The organism is Mariniluteicoccus flavus, assembly GCF_054776655.1.
Genome location: NZ_BAAHBN010000001.1, coordinates 1 through 18,473, shown reverse-complemented (window position 1 = coordinate 18,473; position 18,473 = coordinate 1). Strand labels below are relative to the sequence as shown.

20 protein-coding genes are annotated in these 18,473 nt (G+C 72.1%); 14 read left to right on the top strand and 6 right to left on the bottom strand.

What is annotated here, in order from left to right; all coding sequences use genetic code 11:
* The first annotated feature begins 23 nt into the window (after positions 1-23).
* Positions 24-1,169 carry a flavodoxin-dependent (E)-4-hydroxy-3-methylbut-2-enyl-diphosphate synthase gene (ispG, locus tag ACYVAG_RS00100; RefSeq protein ID WP_460765022.1) on the top strand — a complete coding sequence of 382 codons (1,146 nt, stop codon included), beginning with the start codon at positions 24-26 and terminating at the stop codon, positions 1,167-1,169.
* A gap of 9 nt (positions 1,170-1,178) precedes the next feature.
* The gene (locus tag ACYVAG_RS00095) at positions 1,179-2,036 is read left to right on the top strand and encodes a GNAT family N-acetyltransferase (RefSeq protein ID WP_460765020.1); all 858 of its coding nucleotides are present in this window, start codon (positions 1,179-1,181) and stop codon (positions 2,034-2,036) included.
* Here the strand turns inward: ACYVAG_RS00095 and ACYVAG_RS00090 are convergent.
* The gene (locus tag ACYVAG_RS00090) at positions 2,033-3,145 is read right to left on the bottom strand and encodes an AMP-binding protein (protein WP_460765018.1); all 1,113 of its coding nucleotides are present in this window, start codon (positions 3,143-3,145) and stop codon (positions 2,033-2,035) included. The genes ACYVAG_RS00095 and ACYVAG_RS00090 overlap by 4 nt on opposite strands.
* A complete protein-coding gene (locus ACYVAG_RS00085; RefSeq protein ID WP_460765015.1) occupies positions 3,142-3,945 on the bottom strand; it encodes an SDR family NAD(P)-dependent oxidoreductase in 804 nt (267 codons plus the stop codon). Before ACYVAG_RS00085 ends, ACYVAG_RS00090 begins: the two co-directional genes overlap by 4 nt.
* Before the next feature lie 56 nt (positions 3,946-4,001).
* On the opposite strand from ACYVAG_RS00085, the gene ACYVAG_RS00080 reads away from it, so the two are divergent.
* From ACYVAG_RS00080 to ACYVAG_RS00070, 3 genes are all read left to right on the top strand, one after another.
* Positions 4,002-4,766, top strand: coding sequence for a VOC family protein (locus ACYVAG_RS00080; RefSeq protein ID WP_460765013.1), 765 nt, complete (start codon positions 4,002-4,004; stop codon positions 4,764-4,766).
* Between the two features lie 80 nt (positions 4,767-4,846).
* Positions 4,847-6,619, top strand: a complete 1,773-nt coding sequence (locus tag ACYVAG_RS00075) for a proline--tRNA ligase (RefSeq protein WP_460766753.1) — start codon at positions 4,847-4,849, stop codon at positions 6,617-6,619.
* 283 nt (positions 6,620-6,902) lie between these two features.
* Complete coding sequence (locus ACYVAG_RS00070) at positions 6,903-8,147, top strand: DUF222 domain-containing protein (RefSeq protein ID WP_460765011.1); 1,245 nt, start codon at positions 6,903-6,905, stop codon at positions 8,145-8,147.
* Between the two features lie 84 nt (positions 8,148-8,231).
* Here the strand turns inward: ACYVAG_RS00070 and ACYVAG_RS00065 are convergent, their stop codons facing one another.
* On the bottom strand, positions 8,232-8,954 hold the full coding sequence (locus ACYVAG_RS00065) for a dienelactone hydrolase family protein (protein WP_460765009.1): 723 nt from the start codon (positions 8,952-8,954) through the stop codon (positions 8,232-8,234).
* Between the two features lie 79 nt (positions 8,955-9,033).
* Here ACYVAG_RS00065 and ACYVAG_RS00060 point away from each other — a divergent pair, with 79 nt between their 5' ends.
* Genes ACYVAG_RS00060 through ACYVAG_RS00050 form a run of 3 tightly spaced genes read left to right on the top strand, consistent with a single transcriptional unit; the run spans position 9,034 to position 11,382 of the window.
* Positions 9,034-9,570 (top strand): MerR family transcriptional regulator, encoded by a 537-nt coding sequence (locus ACYVAG_RS00060; protein WP_460765007.1) that lies wholly within the window; start codon positions 9,034-9,036, stop codon positions 9,568-9,570.
* On the top strand, positions 9,567-10,526 hold the full coding sequence (locus ACYVAG_RS00055; RefSeq protein WP_460765005.1) for an aldo/keto reductase: 960 nt from the start codon (positions 9,567-9,569) through the stop codon (positions 10,524-10,526). The genes ACYVAG_RS00060 and ACYVAG_RS00055 overlap by 4 nt, the downstream gene beginning before the upstream one ends.
* A gap of 43 nt (positions 10,527-10,569) precedes the next feature.
* Entirely contained in the window at positions 10,570-11,382 is an 813-nt protein-coding gene (locus ACYVAG_RS00050; protein WP_460765003.1) for a sulfite exporter TauE/SafE family protein, read from the top strand.
* A 3-nt stretch (positions 11,383-11,385) separates the two neighbouring features.
* On the opposite strand, the gene ACYVAG_RS00045 is transcribed toward ACYVAG_RS00050, so the two are convergent.
* On the bottom strand, positions 11,386-12,432 hold the full coding sequence (locus ACYVAG_RS00045) for a DUF4439 domain-containing protein (RefSeq protein ID WP_460765001.1): 1,047 nt from the start codon (positions 12,430-12,432) through the stop codon (positions 11,386-11,388).
* A 74-nt stretch (positions 12,433-12,506) separates the two neighbouring features.
* Here ACYVAG_RS00045 and rimP point away from each other — a divergent pair, with 74 nt between their 5' ends.
* Positions 12,507-13,079 carry a ribosome maturation factor RimP gene (gene rimP, locus ACYVAG_RS00040; RefSeq protein ID WP_460764999.1) on the top strand — a complete coding sequence of 191 codons (573 nt, stop codon included), beginning with the start codon at positions 12,507-12,509 and terminating at the stop codon, positions 13,077-13,079.
* Entirely contained in the window at positions 13,079-14,071 is a 993-nt protein-coding gene (nusA, locus tag ACYVAG_RS00035) for a transcription termination factor NusA (RefSeq protein WP_460764998.1), read from the top strand. Before rimP ends, nusA begins: the two co-directional genes overlap by 1 nt.
* Here nusA and ACYVAG_RS00030 read toward each other — a convergent pair.
* Positions 14,064-14,759 carry a M50 family metallopeptidase gene (locus tag ACYVAG_RS00030; protein ID WP_460764996.1) on the bottom strand — a complete coding sequence of 232 codons (696 nt, stop codon included), beginning with the start codon at positions 14,757-14,759 and terminating at the stop codon, positions 14,064-14,066. The genes nusA and ACYVAG_RS00030 overlap by 8 nt on opposite strands.
* A 35-nt stretch (positions 14,760-14,794) precedes the next feature.
* Here ACYVAG_RS00030 and ACYVAG_RS00025 point away from each other — a divergent pair, with 35 nt between their 5' ends.
* Positions 14,795-16,126 (top strand): TrkH family potassium uptake protein, encoded by a 1,332-nt coding sequence (locus ACYVAG_RS00025; protein ID WP_460764994.1) that lies wholly within the window; start codon positions 14,795-14,797, stop codon positions 16,124-16,126.
* Complete coding sequence (locus ACYVAG_RS00020; protein WP_460764992.1) at positions 16,119-16,811, top strand: potassium channel family protein; 693 nt, start codon at positions 16,119-16,121, stop codon at positions 16,809-16,811. Before ACYVAG_RS00025 ends, ACYVAG_RS00020 begins: the two co-directional genes overlap by 8 nt.
* A gap of 70 nt (positions 16,812-16,881) precedes the next feature.
* On the opposite strand, the gene ACYVAG_RS00015 is transcribed toward ACYVAG_RS00020, so the two are convergent.
* Complete coding sequence (locus ACYVAG_RS00015) at positions 16,882-17,451, bottom strand: hypothetical protein (RefSeq protein ID WP_460764990.1); 570 nt, start codon at positions 17,449-17,451, stop codon at positions 16,882-16,884.
* 143 nt (positions 17,452-17,594) lie between these two features.
* On the opposite strand from ACYVAG_RS00015, the gene ACYVAG_RS00010 reads away from it, so the two are divergent.
* On the top strand, positions 17,595-17,864 hold the full coding sequence (locus ACYVAG_RS00010) for a YlxR family protein (RefSeq protein WP_460764988.1): 270 nt from the start codon (positions 17,595-17,597) through the stop codon (positions 17,862-17,864).
* A gap of 176 nt (positions 17,865-18,040) precedes the next feature.
* On the top strand, positions 18,041-18,473 hold a 433-nt coding region (locus ACYVAG_RS00005; RefSeq protein ID WP_460764986.1), incomplete at its 3' end, for a translation initiation factor IF-2 N-terminal domain-containing protein.

Genomic DNA, 18,473 nt, shown 5'->3' with positions numbered 1-18,473 from the left:
CCACGACCACGAGGAAGCCTGAGATGACCGACCTGGGAATGCCCGAAGCCCCCGCCCCCGTTCTGGCCCCGCGCCGAAAGACGCGCCAGATCAGGGTCGGCGACGTGCTGGTCGGCGGCGACGCGCCGGTCTCGGTGCAGTCGATGACGACGACCCAGACGACGAACATCAACGCGACCCTGCAGCAGATCGCCCAGCTCACCGCGGCCGGCTGCGACATCGTGCGCGTCGCCTGCCCGAGCCAGGACGACGCCGAGGCGCTGCCGGCGATCGCGAAGAAGTCGCAGATCCCGGTCATCGCCGACATCCACTTCCAGCCCAAATATGTCTTCGCCGCGATCGACGCGGGCTGCGCCGCCGTGCGCGTGAACCCCGGCAACATCAAGGCGTTCGACGACAAGGTCGGCGAGATCGCGAAGGCGGCCAAGGACGCCGGCGTCTCGCTGCGCATCGGCGTGAATGCGGGCTCGCTCGACAAGCGGCTGCTGGCGAAATACGGCAAGGCGACGCCCGAGGCGCTCATGGAGTCGGCGGTCTGGGAGGCCTCGCTGTTCGAGGAACACGACTTCCACGACTTCAAGATCTCGGTGAAGCACAACGACCCGGTCGTGATGGTCCGCGCGTACGAGCTGCTGTCCGAGCGCGGCGACTGGCCCCTCCACCTCGGCGTGACCGAGGCCGGCCCGGCGTTCCAGGGCACGATCAAGTCGGCGACGGCCTTCGGCGCCCTGCTCAGCAAGGGCATCGGTGACACCATCCGGGTCTCGCTGTCGGCCGATCCGGTTGAGGAGGTCAAGGTCGGCTCGAAGATCCTCGAGTCGCTGAACCTGCGCCCGCGCAAGCTCGAGATCGTGTCGTGCCCGTCGTGCGGTCGCGCGCAGGTCGACGTCTACACGCTCGCCGAGCGCGTCACCGCCGGCCTCGAGGGGCTGACGGTCCCGCTGCGCGTCGCGGTCATGGGCTGCGTCGTCAACGGGCCCGGCGAGGCCCGCGAGGCCGACCTCGGCGTCGCGTCCGGCAACGGCAAGGGCCAGATCTTCGTCAGGGGCGAGGTCATCAAGACCGTGCCCGAGGCCGACATCGTCGAGACGCTCATCGAGGAGGCCATGAAGATCGCCGAGACGATGCCCGGTGGCTCCGGTGAGCCCGAGGTCGCGGTCACGGCCTGAGGGTCTGACATGACCATCCTCGGGCGGCGCTCCCGCGTACGCCCTCTCGACGACGACGACCGCGAGGCGGTCCTCGAGCTGGTCTCGGCCGACCCGGTCGCGAACGTGTTCGTCGCGTCGCGGGTGATCCAGTTCGGCGTCGCGCGGTGGCGGCTCGGCTGCCCGATGTGGGGCTTCTTCCGCGGCCGCGAGCTCGAGTCGATCTGCCACGCGGGCTCCAACCTCGTCCCGATCAACGCGTCCACCGACGCGCTCGCGGCGTTCGCCGAGCGCACCGAGGGCGTACGCCGCTGCGGCTCGATCGTGGGGGAGTCGACCCAGACGATGGAGCTGTTTCGGCTGCTCGGCGAGCGCTGGGGGGCCTCGTTCTCCCGGCCGCGCGAGGTCAGGGCCCACCAGCCGGTGATGGAGATCCGCACTGTTCCGGCGGTCCATGCCGACCCGCGCGTCCGGCGCATCGGCGCCCGCCACCTCGAGCCCTATTTCGAGGCGGCCGTCCGCATGTACACCGAGGAGGTCGGCGTCAGCCCCATCGCGGGCGGCGACCGCAGTCATTACCTCGCGTACGTCGCGCGGCTGATCGACCGCGGCCACGCGTACGGCATCGTCGAGGGCGACGAGGTCATCTACAAGAGCGACATCGGCTCCCACGCCCTCGGCGTCGGCCAGGTGCAGGGCGTCTGGCTCCACCCGCGGCTGCGCGGGCAGGGGCTCGCGGCGCCGGCGATGGCGTCGGTCGTGAACCTCGTGCGCGAGGAATTTCCCACGGTCTCGCTGTACGTCAACGACTTCAACACCCGCGCCCGCGCCACGTACGCGCGCGTAGGCTTCCGCGAGGTCGGCGAGTTCGCGACGGTGCTGTACTAGTCCCGGATCGTCACCGTCCGCGGCACGTGGGCGCGGCCGAAAGTGTCGCGCGCGAGCTCACGGACGTGGTCGGGGGTGAGTGCCGTGCCCGGGTCGACGACGAGGGTGACGTCGAACCGCCGGAGGCCGCCGACATCCACGGGGTCGAGCATGACGGCGCGTACGCCGGGCATCCTGTGGAGCAGGGCCTCGAGCGCGGCGACGTCGACCAGTTCGCCGCCCGAGACGAGGTGACCGTCGGCGCGGCCCGTGACGAACGCGAGGCCGTGGGCGAGGTGGCCGCGGTCGAGCGCGACCGGGCCGTCGGCCAGCGGCGCGCGGACCTCGAGGAGGCCGTCGCCTCGCGCGACCAGGCGTACGCCGGGCAGCGGCCGCCCCACGGTGCCGGGATGGGCCCGCAGCTGGCCGGGATCGGCGACGCACACCGTGCCGGTCTCGGTGGAGCCGTAGCAGTTCCACACCTCCGCGCCGAGGCCGTCGGCGAGGCGGTCGGCGAGGGCGGGGGTGAGGACGTCGGACCCGGCAACCACACGGGAGACGCGGATCCCGGCCGCCTCGGCGGCCGGGGCGAGGCGCGCGAGTTGGAGGGGGATGCCGGTGAGAAGGTCGGGGGAGTAGATGCGCAGGAGGCGCACAGCCTCGTCCGTCGACGCCCCCGACAGGTCCACGAACGTCGCCCCGAGCGCCGCCGCGGCCACGAACGTGCCGAGGCCGTGGCCGTGGTCGAGCGGCGCCAGCGACGCGACGGTGCGTACGCCGCGCAGCGGCAGGCGGCCGAGGAGCCCGACCAACTGCAGGGCCCCGCGTACGCCGACGCGGGGCCGCACGCGGCGGGCCGGCCCTGTGGTTCCGCTGGTGGCCACCCGGAGGCCCGAGCCCGCGCGACTGGCGGCGAGGGCGGGGATGGCCGTCAGGTCGCGGTCGAGTTCGGCCCAGGTGAGGGCACGGTCGGGAGTGACGTACGCGAGGCGCTGCGGCAGGTCGCGGGCGCGCCAGCCCACCACGGCATCGGCGGTGAACCGGGGCGTACGCGGGAGTCGGACCACGCGCGCGGCCCGGGCGAGGTCGGCGGCGGTGTTGCGTGCACCGCACCGAAGCTGCGCGGTCATCGCCGGCGCCCACGCAGGGTGAACGTCCCGATGACGCGCGCCGAGGAGGCGGGGAACGTGGCAGCCCCGGCGGCGCCCACGCGCGCCCACCACGGGCTCGCGAACCCCGTGGGCCGGGCGAGCGCGAGGGCCACGCGACGGGCGGCGGCGTCCGCCGACAGTGCGCCGAACGGGGCCTCCCCGTAGGTCGGGGCGCTCATCGGCGTCGCCACGAGGGGGAGTTCGATCACGGTGGCGCGTACGCCCAGCCTGGCCAGCTCGGGGGTGATCGACCGCACCCACAGGTCCATGGCGCCTTTGGACGCGCTATAGGCCGACCAGCCGGGGACGGCGATGCGGGCGTTCGTCGACGACACGTGCACCAGCGTGCCGCGGCGCGCCGCCGTCATGGCCCCGAGCAGGGGGAGCGCGAACGTGGCGGCGCCGACATAGTTCGTCGCGGCCGTCCGGGCGAGGTCGTGGGGGCGGTCGAACGTCTCGGCCACGCCGCGGTGCAGCGACTTGCCGGCGTTCGACACGAGCGCGCCGGGGGCGCCGCACTCGTCGACGAGGCGCCGGGCGGCGGCCTCCGCGGCGGCGAGGTCGCGCAGGTCGAGGGGGACGACGGTGGCCTCGGCCCCGGCGCGGCGGGCGTGGCCGGCGACGTCCTCCAACTCGGCCACCCGGCGGGCCACCAGGACCAGGCGTACGCCGGGCGCGGCCAGGCCGCGGCACAGGGCCGCCCCGATGCCGCTGGAGGCCCCGGTGACGACCACCGGCCGACCGGCGGCGGCGCGGCGTGCGGCGGCGTACGCGTCCATGGGCGGAGCGTAGCGACTAGGGTTGGCACGTACGCCGAAGCCCTCAGGAGGACACCGTGACCGACAGCCCCGAGTTCGTGCTCTGCCTCTATCGCGCCACCGCCGATGTAGAGCGGATGGTCGCGTTCCTGGAAGCCGTGGGACTCCATCGCACCGTGCGCCGCGACGAGGACGGAACCGCCTTCCTGTGGGGTCGTTCCGGCATGGTCGCGGTGTTCGACGCCACGGCCGGCGACGGGCGCGCGCGGGTCGGCGAGACCCAGCTGTCGTTCGAGTCACCCGACCTCGACGAGGCCGCGGCGGGGCTCGCGGCCGCCGGCACGAAGCTGACGATCTGGGACGACGAGGGCGCGCGGCGGGTCGCCGGTCTGCAGGACCCGTCTGGCCGCGGGATCTTTGTGCGTGAGTCGATGCGCGACGCCGACGACGACGGAGCCGCGTACGAGCACCACCCGATCGACGTCGTCGCGGTGCGCGAGTCGACCGACGTCGCCCGCGACGCCGCTTTCTTCGGCGCGCTGGGGTTCGTGAAGACGTTCGGCGACGAGCACTGGACGTCGCTCGACTCCGCGACCGACGGCGGCGTCATCGGACTGCACGCCCCGTGGGGCGACCCGGCGAAGTCGGAGGCGCTCGCGGCCCCCGCGGGCAGCCCCGCGCTGGCCCATCTCGGGTTCCAGACCGCCGGTGACCTCGACCCGATCGCGGCGCGCCTGCAGGCCGCGGGTTTCGCGGTCGCGCAGGCCGGCGACGGCTCACTCCCGGCGATCGAGGTCGCCGATCCCGACGGCGTGAGAATCGAGATCCACCGCGTCGGCTGATCCCGCTAGGGTGGCGTACGCCGAAGGGTTCGGCGAAGGAGGAGTGCCACGTGTCCCATCAGTCAGGTCAGCTCGCCCGCATGTCGCAGCTGTTCGTCCGCACGCTGCGTGACGACCCCGCCGACGCCGAGGTCCCGAGCCACCGGTGGCTGGTGCGCGCGGGCTACATCCGCCGCGTCGCGCCCGGCATCTACACCTGGCTGCCGCTGGGCCTGGCAGTGCTCCACAACGTGGCGAAAATCGTGCGCGAGGAGATGGACGCGATCGGCGCCCAGGAGGTGCAGTTCCCCGCGCTGCTGCCGAAGGAGCCCTACGAGGCGACGAACCGTTGGCTCGAATACGGCCCGAACCTGTTCCGGCTGACCGACCGCAAGGGTGCGGAGATGCTGCTGGGCCCGACCCACGAGGAGATGTTCACCCTCCTGGTGAAGGACCTCTATTCGTCCTACAAGGACCTGCCGCTGTCGCTGTATCAGATCCAGACGAAATATCGCGACGAGGCCCGCCCCCGCGCCGGTCTGCTGCGCGGCCGCGAGTTCGTGATGAAGGACTCCTATTCCTTCGACGTCGACGAGGCCGGGCTCGATCAGTCGTACGCGCGCCACCGCGAGGCGTACATCAAGATCTTCGACCGTCTCGGCTTCGACTACGTGATCGTGCAGGCCATGGCCGGCGCGATGGGCGGCTCGAAGTCGGAGGAATTCCTTGCGGTGGCGGAGAACGGCGAGGACACGTTCGTCCGCTCGGCGGGGGGCTATGCGGCCAACGTGGAGGCCGTACGCGTGGCTGCGCCCGAGGCCGTGCCCTTCGACGACGCCCCGGCGGCCCACGTCGAGGACACGCCGGACACGCCGACGATCGACTCGCTCGTGGCCGTGGCCAGATCGCTGTTCGGTGATCGCGAGTGGTCGGGTGCGGACACGTTGAAGAACGTCGTGTTCATGGTGCGCCAGCCCGACGGTCGGCGCGAGCCGCTCGCCATCGGGCTCCCTGGCGATCGGGAGGTCGACGCCAAGCGCCTCGAGGCCGCGCTCGAGCCGGCGGTGGCCGAGCCGTTCACCGACGAGGACTTCGCGGCCTATCCGCTGCTGGTCAAGGGCTACATCGGCCCGGGCGCGCAGGGGTCGTCGGTGCTGGGCATCGGCGACGCCGAGGGTCCCGACGCCGTGGGCCGCGTACGGTATCTGCTCGACCCGCGCGTCGTGCCCGGCACCCGGTGGGTGACCGGCGCCAACGAGCACGGCAAGCACGTGTTCGACCTGGTCTGCGGCCGCGACTTCGTGGGCGACGGCGTGATCGACGTGGCGGAGGTGCGCGAGGGTGACCCCGCCCCCGACGGCTCGGGTCCGCTGACGCTCGCCCGCGGCATCGAGATGGGCCACATCTTCCAGCTCGGCCGGAAGTACGCGGATGCGCTAGGGCTGAAGGTCCTCGACCAGAACGGCAAGCAGGTCACGGTGACCATGGGCTCCTACGGCGTGGGCGTCTCGCGCGCCGTCGCCTGCGTGGCCGAGGGCACGTCCGACGACAAGGGCCTGTGCTGGCCGCGCGAGCTGGCGCCCTACGACGTCCAGATCCTCGCGACCGGCAAGGGCGACGAGGTGCTCGACAAGGCGACGGAGATCGCGCAGGCGCTGGTGGAGCGCGGCGTACGCGTGCTCCTCGACGACCGCAAGGCCTCGCCCGGCGTTAAGTTCGCAGACGCCGAGGTGCTGGGCATGCCGACGTCGGTCGTGGTCGGGCGCGGGCTGGCCGATGGGGTCATCGAGGTGCGCGATCGCAAGTCGGGCGAGAAGCACGAGGTCGCGGTGGACGCGGCGGTGGAGGAGATCGTGGGGGAGCTGGGGCGCTGAGGCAGGGCCTCGGTTGGAGCTCATCATGGCGGTTCAGGGAGCTCGAAGAATTGTCGGACCCCTCTCCTAGAATTGGATCATCAGTTCGAAAAGGGGTAATGATGAGTCCGAACGAACCACCCGGGGGCGCTCCGCCCGACCGTGTCTCCACGATCATGGCGATCCGCGCCGCCAGCGCCCGCGCGCGCAAGGCCGAGATCGACGAGCTCGTCCTGGTCGCCGAGGCGGCCGATGCGTTCTCGTGGGTCGACGACGTCGAGCCGGAGGGGGAAGAGAGCGGCTCGTGCTCCACGGCGAGCGGCTGTGGCGCTATGGCCGCGATGGCACGCCGGAGGCGTCCGACCTGCTGCGCTATGAGGTCGGCCCAGCGCTCGGACGCTCGCCCGAGGCCGCCGGCGTATTGATCGGTGAGGTGCTCGACCTCCGCCACCGATTCCCGCGGGTGTGGGAACTGCTGCTGAACGGCTATGTGACCCCGTGGGTCGTCCGGCGCATGACCCACGTCGCCGCGCCGCTGAGCCTCGACCTCGCGCTGGAGGTTGATCGCCGCGTGGCGCCCTATGCGCCGGGCTGGGGACCGCGCCGCCTGTTGAAGCAGGTCGAGTCGCTGGTGGTCCACCTCGACGCCGAGGGCGCCGAGGCCCGCCGCAGGGCCCGGCTCGAGGACCGCTTCGTCGGGTTCGACAAGGAGGCGGGTGGCGTGATGATGCTGCGGGGCCAGCTGGACGCCGGGCCCGCGGCCGAACTCGAGAAGACGCTGGTGCGGCTCGCCGGAGTGCTCGAGGACGGCGGGGCGGCCGGCGACGAGCGGCTGCTTCGCGCTAAGGCGCTGGAGGCGCTCGCCGATCCGGCAGCTGCGGCTCGGCTCCTGGGCGGCGAAGAAGGCGACGGGGCCGACGAGGCCACGGTCACGCCGACTGCAACCGTCAGCCCAACCGCCGTCGCCACCACCCTCGAATTGATCGTCCACATCGAGCGGGACCTGCTCGAGCGCGGCGCCGGCGGCGACTCACCGAAGCTCGGTCCGCTTGTTCGATCCCAGCTTGACGCGTTGGTCGGATCGGCCGCCAAGGTCGTGGTGAAGCCGGTGATCGACCTCGAGGCCGTGACGCTCAGCGAGGCGTACGAACCGCCGCCGTCGATGCGGGAACGGGTGCTGCTGCGCAACCCCGTGGTGGTCTTCCCGCACTCCGAGCGCTCGTCCCACGGCCGGGTCGACCTCGACCACACCGAGGAATGGCCCCAGGGCCCGACGACCGAGCCGAACCTCGGGCCGCTCGACCGCGGCGGCCACAACGCCAAGACCCACGGCGGATTCCGGCTCACGCAGATCCGCGCGGGCGTCTTCCACTGGCGCACGCCCTGCGGTCAGGAGAAGTGGGTGACGCCCCATGGGACGTCCGACTTCGACCCCGCGATCGACCGGCTCCTCGACCCGGCCGGCACGCGGCGCCGGGCGCGTGAGGCTCGGGAGAACAACGCTCGTGCGGCTGCGCCGAGGTTGCCGGAGGAGGGTGACGCGGCCTGACGAGGTGAACGGGCCGCGGTGGCACAGGCTGAACGTTGCGCCACCGCGGGAACGGTCGCGCCCGAGAACGGGTCGCGTCCGAGTTCAGTCGCGTCCGGCAGCCAGGTGCACTCCGAAGAACGCGTCGATCCGCTCCCACGCGTCGCGCGCCGATGCGGGGTGGGGCCCCATGTTCATGACCGGCGCCAGCAGCCGGATGGGCTGCGGCGCGTTCTGTCGATCGTTGAGGAACGAGTGGCCCGCGCCCGCGTACTCCTTGACATCGTGCTCCACGCCGAACCCGGTCAACGTCCGTTCCAGCGTGGCCGCAGCACCCTTCAGGCTCGCGTCCTTGCCGCCATAGCTGGCGACGACGGGGCACGCACCCTCCAGGACCGCGAGGTCCTTGGGCAGTTGACCGTAGTTGGGCGCGGCGGCCGCGTACCCGCCCTGACCCGCCAGCACGAGCGCGAAGCCGCCGCCCATGCAGAAGCCAATGACCCCGACACCGCCGCCGACGTCGGGCGAGTCGAGCAGCCACTGGCGCGCGGCCTCGATGTCGGCGAACGCGCGGCCCTTCTGCTCCGACAGGGCGCGCATGACCCCGCGGATGCAGCGCAGGCCACCGCCGTCGCTGAACAGGTTGGGCGCGATCGTCAGATAGCCGAGGGAGGCGAGGTGGTCGGCCTGGCGACGCAGGACGTCGTCCAGCCCCCACGCCTCATGGATCGCGACGACCCCGGGCCAGGGGCCGGGGGTCGAGGGCGTCGCGACGTACGCGGACAGGCCGGGCGAGGTGCCGGGACCCGTGAGATCGACGGTCGTCATGGGGAAATGCTCGCACGCGGCAGAAATCGTCCGCCCACCGCTTGCGTTGGTGCGCGCTCACACCCGTACCGTCGGACTCATGGACGATCCCGCCCTCGACGACACCGCCATCGACGACACCGACTTCACCGCAGTGGCCCTCAAGGTCGCCTCCGGTCACCTCACCATCGAGGAGATCGTGGCCCAGCTGCCGGACCCCGACGACGCCACCCTGCGTACGGTCGCCGAGGTCGCCGACCACCTGGGCGTGTCGCCCCACACCATCCGCTACTACGAGCGCCAGGGCCTGGTCGAGGTCGCCCGCGACGCCGCCGGCCACCGCACGTACGACAGCCAGGCCGTGCGCCGCCTGACGTTCCTCGTCCGCATGCGCGTGTCCGGCATGGGCATGGCCGACCTCCAACGTTACGTCGACCTGATCGAGGGAGGCGACGCGACCGTGCCCAGTCGTCTCGACATGATGCTCGAGCACCGCGACACCATCCGGCTGAAGATCGCCGAGCTCCAGCTGTCGCTCGCCGCGACCGAATACAAGATCGCGACCTACGGCGGCCACCTGGGCGACCCGGAACCCACGGCCACCTCGGCCCTCGCCCCGACCAGGGAGTACTCATGATCACCCGCACCCTCGGCGAACTCGACGTCTCCGCCCTCGGCCTCGGCTGCATGGGCATGACCCTCGCGTACGGCCGCCCCGACCAGGAGTCCGCCCGCCGCACCGTGGACGCCGCCGTCGACGCCGGTGTCACGCTGTTCGACACCGCCGACATGTATGGCAACGGCGCCAACGAGGCCTTCGTCGGCCAGGCCCTGCGGCCCCACCGCGGCCGCGTACGCATCGCCACGAAGTGCGGCATCACGACATGGCCCGTGCTCGGCATGCCGCGGGGCCTCGACGCGCGCCCCGAGCGCATCCTCCGCTGTGCCGACGCCTCGCTGAAGCGACTCGGCGTCGACGTGATCGACCTCTACTACCTCCACCGCCCCGACCCGTTGGTTCCCATCGAGGAGTCGATGGGTGCCATGGCCCAGCTCGTCGGCGCGGGCAAGGTCCACGCGGTCGGCCTGAGCGAGTGCGACGCCGCCACGATCCGCCGCGCCGCGACCGTGGTCCCGATCGCCGCGCTCCAGACCGAGTGGTCGCTGTTCGAGCGCGCCATCGAGGACGGCCCGCTCGCCGCCGCCCGCGAGGTCGGCGCCACCGTGGTGCCGTACTCCCCCCTGGGCCGCGGCATGCTCACCGGCGACCCGAAGGCCGCGACCGACCTGCCGCTGCTCGACTACCGTCGGTTCCTGCCGCGGTGGCGCGGCGCGAACCTCGCCGCGGCGCTCCGGGCCGTCGACGTCGTACGCCGGGTCGCGGCCACGCGCGGGGCCACCCCGGGCCAGGTCGCCCTCGCGTGGGTGCTCGCCCAGGGGGATGACGTCGTCCCGATCCCCGGCACGACCAAGCCCCATCGGCTCACCGAGAACCTCGAGGCGCTCGATCTGGCCCTCACCGACGACGACCTCGCCCAGCTCGACGGGGTCGCCGCGACCGCGGGCACCCTCACCCGCGACTGGCGCGGCTGAAACGCGCACGGGACGGCAGGCCACGGGTGGGAGACTGTCGCCCGTGCCCCTGCTCGAGATCGACCCGTTCAGCCTGCCCGTCCCGCCCCACGTGCTCGCCGGTCTCATCCTGGCGGCCTTCGTCGCGGGCTGGGTGGACGCGGTCGTCGGCGGGGGAGGGCTGATCCAGCTCCCCGCGCTGCTGATCGGCCTGCCGAAGGAGACGCCGTCGCCGTACATCCTCGGCACCAACAAGATCTCGTCGGCGGCCGGCACCCTTACCGCCACGATCACGTACGCCCGGCGCATCGCCCTCGACTGGCGCACCCTGATCCCGCTGGTCGCCATGTCGTTCACCGGTTCGGCGATCGGCGCCGCGATGGCCCGGCTCATCCCCAAACAGGCCCTCACCCCGATCGTGCTCGTCGCCCTGGTCGCGGTGGGCGCGTACACGCTGTTCAAACCCCAGCTCGGCCTGGTGCACCAGCAGAAGCACACCGGGGCCCGCCACTACGGTTCGACCGCGGCCATCGGGCTCGGCGTCGGCGTCTATGACGGCATCCTCGGCCCCGGCACCGGGTCGTTCTTCGTCATCCTGATGGTCGCCGTCCTCGGCTATGGCTTCCTCGAGGCCAGCGCCAAGGCCAAGATCGCCAACCTCAGCACCAACGTCGCCGCCATCGCCGTGTTCGGACTCCACGGCGAGCTGCTCGTCGCCCTCGGCATCGTCATGGCCGTCGCCAACCTCGCGGGCGGCTTCCTCGGCGCCCGCACCGCACTGAACCGCGGCAACGGCTTCGTACGCACCGTCTTCCTCGTCGTCGTCGGCGCACTGATCCTCAAGTTGGGCTGGGACACCGCGGTCCAGTTCCTCTGAGCGTCAGCCCGCCCAGCCCGGCCACTGCGGAAGCGGTCCGCCCCACTGCAGCGTCAGCCGCACCGATTCCTCCAGCGCGCGCAGCGCGGCCTCCCTCGACGGCTGATCGGTCGCCGCGGCCAGCCAGGACCCCGCGTACGGCTGGAACGCCAGCTCCATGCCCCGCAGCAGCTCGCCCGCCCGCGCGCGGTCGACCGGCTGCACCGGCAGCGCGTACGCCGGCTCGGCCGCGGGCACCGGAAGCCTGCGCTCCCGCAGCCACGCGCTGAGCCGGTCGCGCTGGTCGCGGCGCGCGTTGATGAGGTCGAAGACGCCCTTGTCCTCCGGGCGCCGGAACGCCGGGTACGCGGCCTGATAGCCGAACACGAGCGCGTGCAGTTGCTTGACGGCCTCCGTCACCGCCTCGGCGTCGGTCAGCACGAGCGCCGGCCGGTTCGGTGTCACCGGGGCCTCTGGCCGCGCGGCGTCGCTCGGCAACCCGTACGCCATCCCCGACGCGTACGCCGCCAGGGACCCGAACAGCAGGGCGCCGCTGCCCTTCGACGCGGCCGCCGACGACCGGTACGCGGCCGCGGCCCTCCCCAGGCGATCGCCGACACCGCGCAGGACGGCGGTCCGATCGCCCGCGGGCAGCGACGCCGTCGGGGTGGGCTCCGGCCGCGGGGTGAAACGCCCGTCCGGCGTCGGAAAGCTGGTGGGGCGGTCCGTCGGCTTCGCCCCGCGAATGGCGAGTAGGTGCGCCTCGTGGTCGCGACCCGCCCACGACGCCAGCTGGATCGTGGCGGGGGACAGCTTCAGCCGCGCCCCCTCACTCTTCAGCAGTCCCGCCACCTGCCACAGGGCGGCCTCGGTGGTGATGGCCGCGTCCAGCCCGGCCAGCACCGGCAGGGGAGTGACGCTCGGCTCCGGGGGCGGGTTGATCGACCCGCCGCTGATGCGGGGATCGCTCAGCGAGCACGCCCCGAGCAGGGTGACCGCTCCTCCGGTCACGGCGAGGAACGCCCTCCGGTCGAACGCGCGCGGGCGCTGCGGCCGGGGTCCTGAGGTCACGGCGCGAACCTACCGCAACCGCTAAGATGTCGAGAACAACTGCAGCCCACAATCGGATCCCGGAGGACGCCTCGATGAAGGATTCCACGCTCACCGACCTGCTCGAGCCTCTCCTGTCCCACCACGGCCTGGAGCTCGAAGCCCTCGACAACGTCCCCGCCGGCCGGCGCCGGGTCCTCAAGGTGACCGTCGACGGCGACGGCCCCGACGGCCGCGGCCCCACCCTCGACGAGATCGCCTCGGCGACGCGCGCGATCTCCGAGCACCTCGACGAGACCAATGCGATGGGCGAGCAGGCCTACACCCTCGAGGTCTCCAGCCGCGGCACGTCGCGCCCGCTGACCGAGCCGAAGCACTGGCGCCGCAACGTCGGGCGCCTGGTCAAGATCACCACCGTCGAGACCGAGCCGCTGGTCGGCCGCATCGTCGAGGCCGGTGACGAGGCCGTCGTCCTCGAGGTCACCCGCGACACCAAGAAGGGCATCACCGAGCGCGAGACCGTGGCGTACGCCGAGGTCACCAAGGCCGTCGTGCAGGTCGAGCTGAACCGCAAGAACGACGAGCTCGACGCGGCCGAGGCCGCGCTCGACGCGAACGAGAACGACGACGAGCACGACCCGAACGAGCACGAGGAAGAGGACATCTGATGGACATCGACATGGCGGTGCTCCGCACCATCGAGAAGGACAAGGAGATCCCCCTCGACGTGCTCGTCACGGCGCTCGAGGAGGCCCTGCTCAACGCCTACGACAAGACCGAGGCCCCCGTGCGCGGCGCCCGCGTCCAGCTTGACCGCCGCTCCGGCAAGGTCACCGTGATGGCCCCCGAGCGCGACGAGGAGGGCGAGGTGGTCGGCGAATACGACGACACGCCAGCCGACTTCGGCCGCGTCGCCGCCGCGACCGCCCGCCAGGTCATCTTCCAGCGCCTGCGCGACGCGGAGGACGAGCGGAAATACGGGCGGTTCTCCGCCAGCGAGGGCGACATCCTCGTCGGCACCATCCAGCAGGACCGCGACTCCCGCACCGTCCGGGTCGACCTCGGCGAGATCGAGGCGATCATGCCGTCGGCCGAGCAGGTGCCGGGCGAGACCTACTCCCACGGCAAGCGCATCCGCGTCTATGTCGTGTCCGTACGCAAGGAGCAGCGCGGCCCGCAGGTCGTGGTGTCGCGTACGCACCCCAACCTCGTCACGAAGCTCTTCCGCATGGAGGTGCCCGAGATCGAGCAGGGCGTCGTCGAGATCAAGGCGGTCGCCCGCGAGGCGGGCCACCGCACCAAGATCGCCGTGCTGTCGCACAACAAGGACGTCTCGGCCAAGGGCGCCTGCATCGGCCCGATGGGCCAGCGCGTCCGCGCGATCATGCACGAGCTGAACGAGGAGAAGATCGACATCATCGACTGGTCCGAGGACCCGGCGAAGTTCGTCGGCCAGGCCCTGTCGCCGGCGAAGGTCAGCAAGGTGACCGTCGTCGACCCGACCGCCCGCGCCGCGCGCGTCATCGTGCCCGACTACCAGCTGTCCCTGGCGATCGGCCGCGAGGGCCAGAACGCTCGCCTGGCCGCCCGCCTGACCGGCTGGCGCATCGACATCAAGCCCGACACCGAGGTCGCCGCCCCCGAAGCCCCGGCTAGCTGACGACCCCCGGCACCAGCAACGCGACTCCGCCCACGAGACAGCCCAGCGTGACCACGCCGAACAGCGCGGTCCACAGCCCGGCCGGAACCCCGGTCAGGCGGGCCAGCTGGGCGGAGTCGCTCGTGCGTGAGCCCTGCCGCGCCAGCTCCAGCACGGGCCGGGGCGCGGCCAGCAGCCACACCCAGCAGATGAGGTGGGCGAGCCACGACTGGTGGACCGGCGCGAGATACCACGACGCGGCGCCGACCCCGACGGCCACCGTGGCCATCACCAACAGCCCGTAGAAGTTGCGGATCTTCAGCAGCATCGCCGCGAACAGCAGCGTTAGCAGCCACAGCATGGCCACCGCGTACCCCAGCCCCAGCACCCAGGCCGATGCGAGCCCGAACAGGCCGGGGGTGACATAGCCCGCGGCCAGCGTCGCCACCATGCCGGGCCCGCGCGCCGGGCCGCGCGACACCGTCAGTCCGGACGTGTCGGTGTGCAGCCTGATGCCGGTGAGGCGGCGCCCGGTCAACGTCGCGACGAGCGCGTGGCCGGCCTCGTGGGCGATCGTGACGAGCATGCGGGTCGCCGGCCAGGCCAGGACCACGAGGCCGAGGGCCACCAGGCCCAGCAGGGCGACCACCTGCCCCTCCGGCGGGGGCTGCGTCTCGGTCACCCGACCCACGATCTCCCGCCAGAACATTCGGCCAGCGTACGCGGGCCCCCTACGATGGCCGGGTGAAGGCGCTGACCCACCCCGCGCGGCTCGTGCCGCTCGCGTTCCTCGCGGCGATCGCCGTGGGCACGTGCCTGCTGATGCTCCCGATCGCGAGCGCGCCGGGCGAGACCACGCAGTGGCTCGACGCCGCCTTCACCGCCGTCTCCGCCACGTGCGTGACCGGGCTCGTGACCCTCGACACGCCGACGCACTGGTCGACGTTCGGCAAGGTCGTCATCCTGCTCATGATCCAGGTCGGCGGCTTCGGCATCATGACCCTCGCGACCCTGCTGGCCCTGCTGGTGGGCGGCCGCTGGGGCCTGCAGGCCAGCCTCGTCACGTCGTCGGAGACCCACAGCTCGCTCGGCGACGTGCGCAACGTGCCCAAGCGCATCGCCGTCACCATGCTCGCCGCGGAGGCCGTCGTCGCCGCGGTGCTGACGCTGCGGTTCAGGGCCGCGTACGACCCCGACTGGCCGACGGCGCTGTGGCATGGCGTCTTCCATGCGGTGTCGGCGTTCAACAACGCCGGCTTCGCGCTCTACAGCGACAACGTGATGTCGTTCAAGACCGATGCGTGGATCGTGCTCCCGCTGTGCGCGGCCGTCGTGGCGGGGGGCCTGGGTTTCCCCGTCTATTTCGAGCTGACCCGGCGCTGGCAGCTGTTCCGCTATCGACTCTGGTCGGTGCACGCCCGGCTGACGATCATCGGCACCGTGGTCCTCCTGGTCGTCGGGTTCGTCGCCTTCCTCGTCGTCGAATGGCGCAACCACCTCACCATCGGCGACCTCACGGTGTGGCAGAAGCTCGTCAACGGCGTCGCCGGGTCGGTCTTCCCGCGCACGGCCGGGTTCCAGACCGTCGACTACGAGCTGGTGCGGCCCGAGACGCTGCTGGTCCACTACGCCCTGATGTTCATCGGTGGCGGCTCGGCCGGCACCGCGGGCGGCATCAAGGTGGGCACGTTCTTCCTGCTGGCCTATGTCATCTGGTCGGAGGTGCGCGGCGAGCCCGACGTCGTGATCGGCCACCGGCGGATCGGCGGCGAGACCATGCGCCAGGCCCTGGCCGTCTCGCTGCTCGCCATCGGGCTGATCGCGCTCGGCACCTTCGTGATCCTGTCGGCGACCCACTTCCGCCTCGACGTCGTGCTGTTCGAGACGATCTCGGCGTTCGGCACCGTCGGGCTGTCGACGAACCTGACCCCGTTCATGCCGCCGATCGGCAAGGTCGTGCTCATGGTCCTCATGTTCTGTGGCCGGGTCGGGCCCATTTCTGCCGTGGCCGCGATGGCCGTGACCCGGCGTACGCACCGCTATCGACTCCCGAAGGAGCAGCCAATTGTTGGGTGACAAGGAATGGCGCAAGAAGTCTTGGACGCGGTCGACCGAGGGGGCCGTCCTCGTGGTGGGCCTCGGGCGGTTCGGCCTGGCCGCGGCCCTCGAGCTCGTCCGCATGGACCAGGAGGTGCTGGCCGTCGACGAGCGGCCCGAGCTCGTGCAGCGGTACGCGAACGAGCTCACCCACGTCATCGTGCTCGACTCGACCGATGCCGAGGCCCTCGAGCAGATCGGTGCGGGATCGTACGAGCGCGCGATCGTGGCGATCGGCACCGACATCGAGGCGTCGATCATGACGGTGCTGGCGCTGTCGGAGGCGGGGGTGGGTGACATCTGGGCCAAGGCCATCACGCGCAAGCACGGCGAGATCCTCGCCCGCGTCGGGGCCCACCACGTCGTCTATCCCGAGCGCACCATGGGCCAGCGCGTGGCCCACCAAGTCGCGGGGAACATGAGCGACTACATCCAGTTCGAGGACGGCTTCTCGCTCGCCCGCACGGAGGCTCCCGAGCTGTCCTGGGGCAAGTCGCTGGGGGAGTCGGTGATCCGGTCGAAGTTCGACGTGACCATCGTCGGCGTGAAGCGCCACGGCGAGGACTTCACGTACGCCCGCCCCGAGACCGTCGTCGAGCGCGGCGACGAGCTGATCGTGGCCGGGCGTACGGACCTGGTCGAGGGGTTCTGCCTGCTGCGGTGAGGCCGGAGGCGACACGCGGGACCGCCCCAGGTCTGGAGCGGTCCCGCGCGGGGGGAAGGGGGTCGGTCGCTCAGCGGCGGCCGTGACCCCGGCCGATGACACCCGCATCGGCGGCCTTCGTGACGGCGTCGGCCTCGGCCTGCGTGAGCTTGCCGTCCTTCACCGCCTGGTCGAGCCTGGTCGTGAAGGCGGCCTTCGCGTCGGCCTCGTGGGCGGCGCGCAGCTCGGTGAGCGCCGTCGTGACCTTCGCCTCGTCGACGCCCAGCTTTTCGGCGAGCTTCTTCGCGAGCTCGGCCTGGCGGGCCGCCGGGTCGGGCTTCGTGCCCTGCTGCTGGGTCTGCTGGCGCGTCGCCTGCTCCTCGGTGTGGATCGCCTTGAGCGCCTCGGTGACCTTGGCCTCGTCGACGCCGAGCTTGGCCGCCAGGTCCTTGGCGGAGGCGCCGCCGAAGCCGCCCCTGCCGCCGCTGTCGCCCTTGCCGGGGCGGGGAGCGTCGGTCGGCGCGCCCGACGGGGCTGCCGAGGGGGAGGCGGACGGCGTGGCGGTCGGCTCGGCGTTGGCCATGGTCGCGGCGCCGGCGCCCAGGCCGGCGAGGGCGAGGCCGCCCAGCAGGACGGTGGTGGCCAGAGTGTTCTTCGACATGGGGTCTCCGTGATCTCGTCGTGTGTGGTGGTGCTTCGTGGTCACCATTGCGCCGGGTCAGGCTGGGACATTCCCCGGCCGCGGCTGTGGTCAGCCTGTGGCTCGCTGTGAGGCGCCGGGCGCGCCGGGGATAGGCTGCCGCGGTGACCCAGCCCATCCGCACCTGCGTGGGGTGTCGCAGCGCCCGCCCCCAGGCCGAGCTGGTCCGCGTGGCCGTGGTCGCCGGCGTGGTCGACCTCGACCCCGACCGCACCGCAGCCGGGCGAGGGGCCTGGCTCCATCCCGACCCGGACTGCGTCGCCCTCGCCGTACGCCGGCGCGCGTTCGGCCGCGCCCTGCGTACGCAGGCTCCGGTGGCCGACGGCCTCGCGGAGCGCGTCGCCGCGTATGCGAAATCTCGCGACAACCGTTAGACTGTACGTTGCGCTCCCGGGTCTGAACACCATTCCCGGGCAACCACACCGCCTCGTCCGAGGCGGTCGATCAGAAGGTGGGCTCACGCTCATGACCACTCGATGAAGAACCAGCAATGAGCATGTTCAACAACTAACTGGTCCGCGCACACCCGATGCGGGCCTGAAGGAGAGTAGTGGCCAAGGTCCGCGTCTACGAGCTCGCGAAAGAGCTCGGACTCGAAAGCAAGAACGTCCTCTCGACGCTGAATGACATGGGCGAGTTCGTCCGGTCGGCGTCGTCCACGATTGAAGCGCCGGTCGTACGCCGGCTCCGCGACCGCCTGGAGGCGGACAAGGGCGGCGATTCCCAGCCGGCCGCGAAGCCCACGGCGAAGTCCGCCCCCGCCGCGCCGAAGGACTCCGGGGGCAGGACCCCCGAGGCCAAGGCGCCCGCGTCGAAGCCCGGTCCCGCTGCGCCGAAGCAGGCGGCCCCCGCCGAGGCCAAGCAGGCCCCGGCGACCCGGCCGTCCGGCCCGCGCCCCTCGAGCCCGACCCCGGGGCCGCGCCCCGGGCCCCGGGTGCCGAAGGCCGCCGGCGGTGCTGCCGAGACGCGTGCGTCGGCGGAGC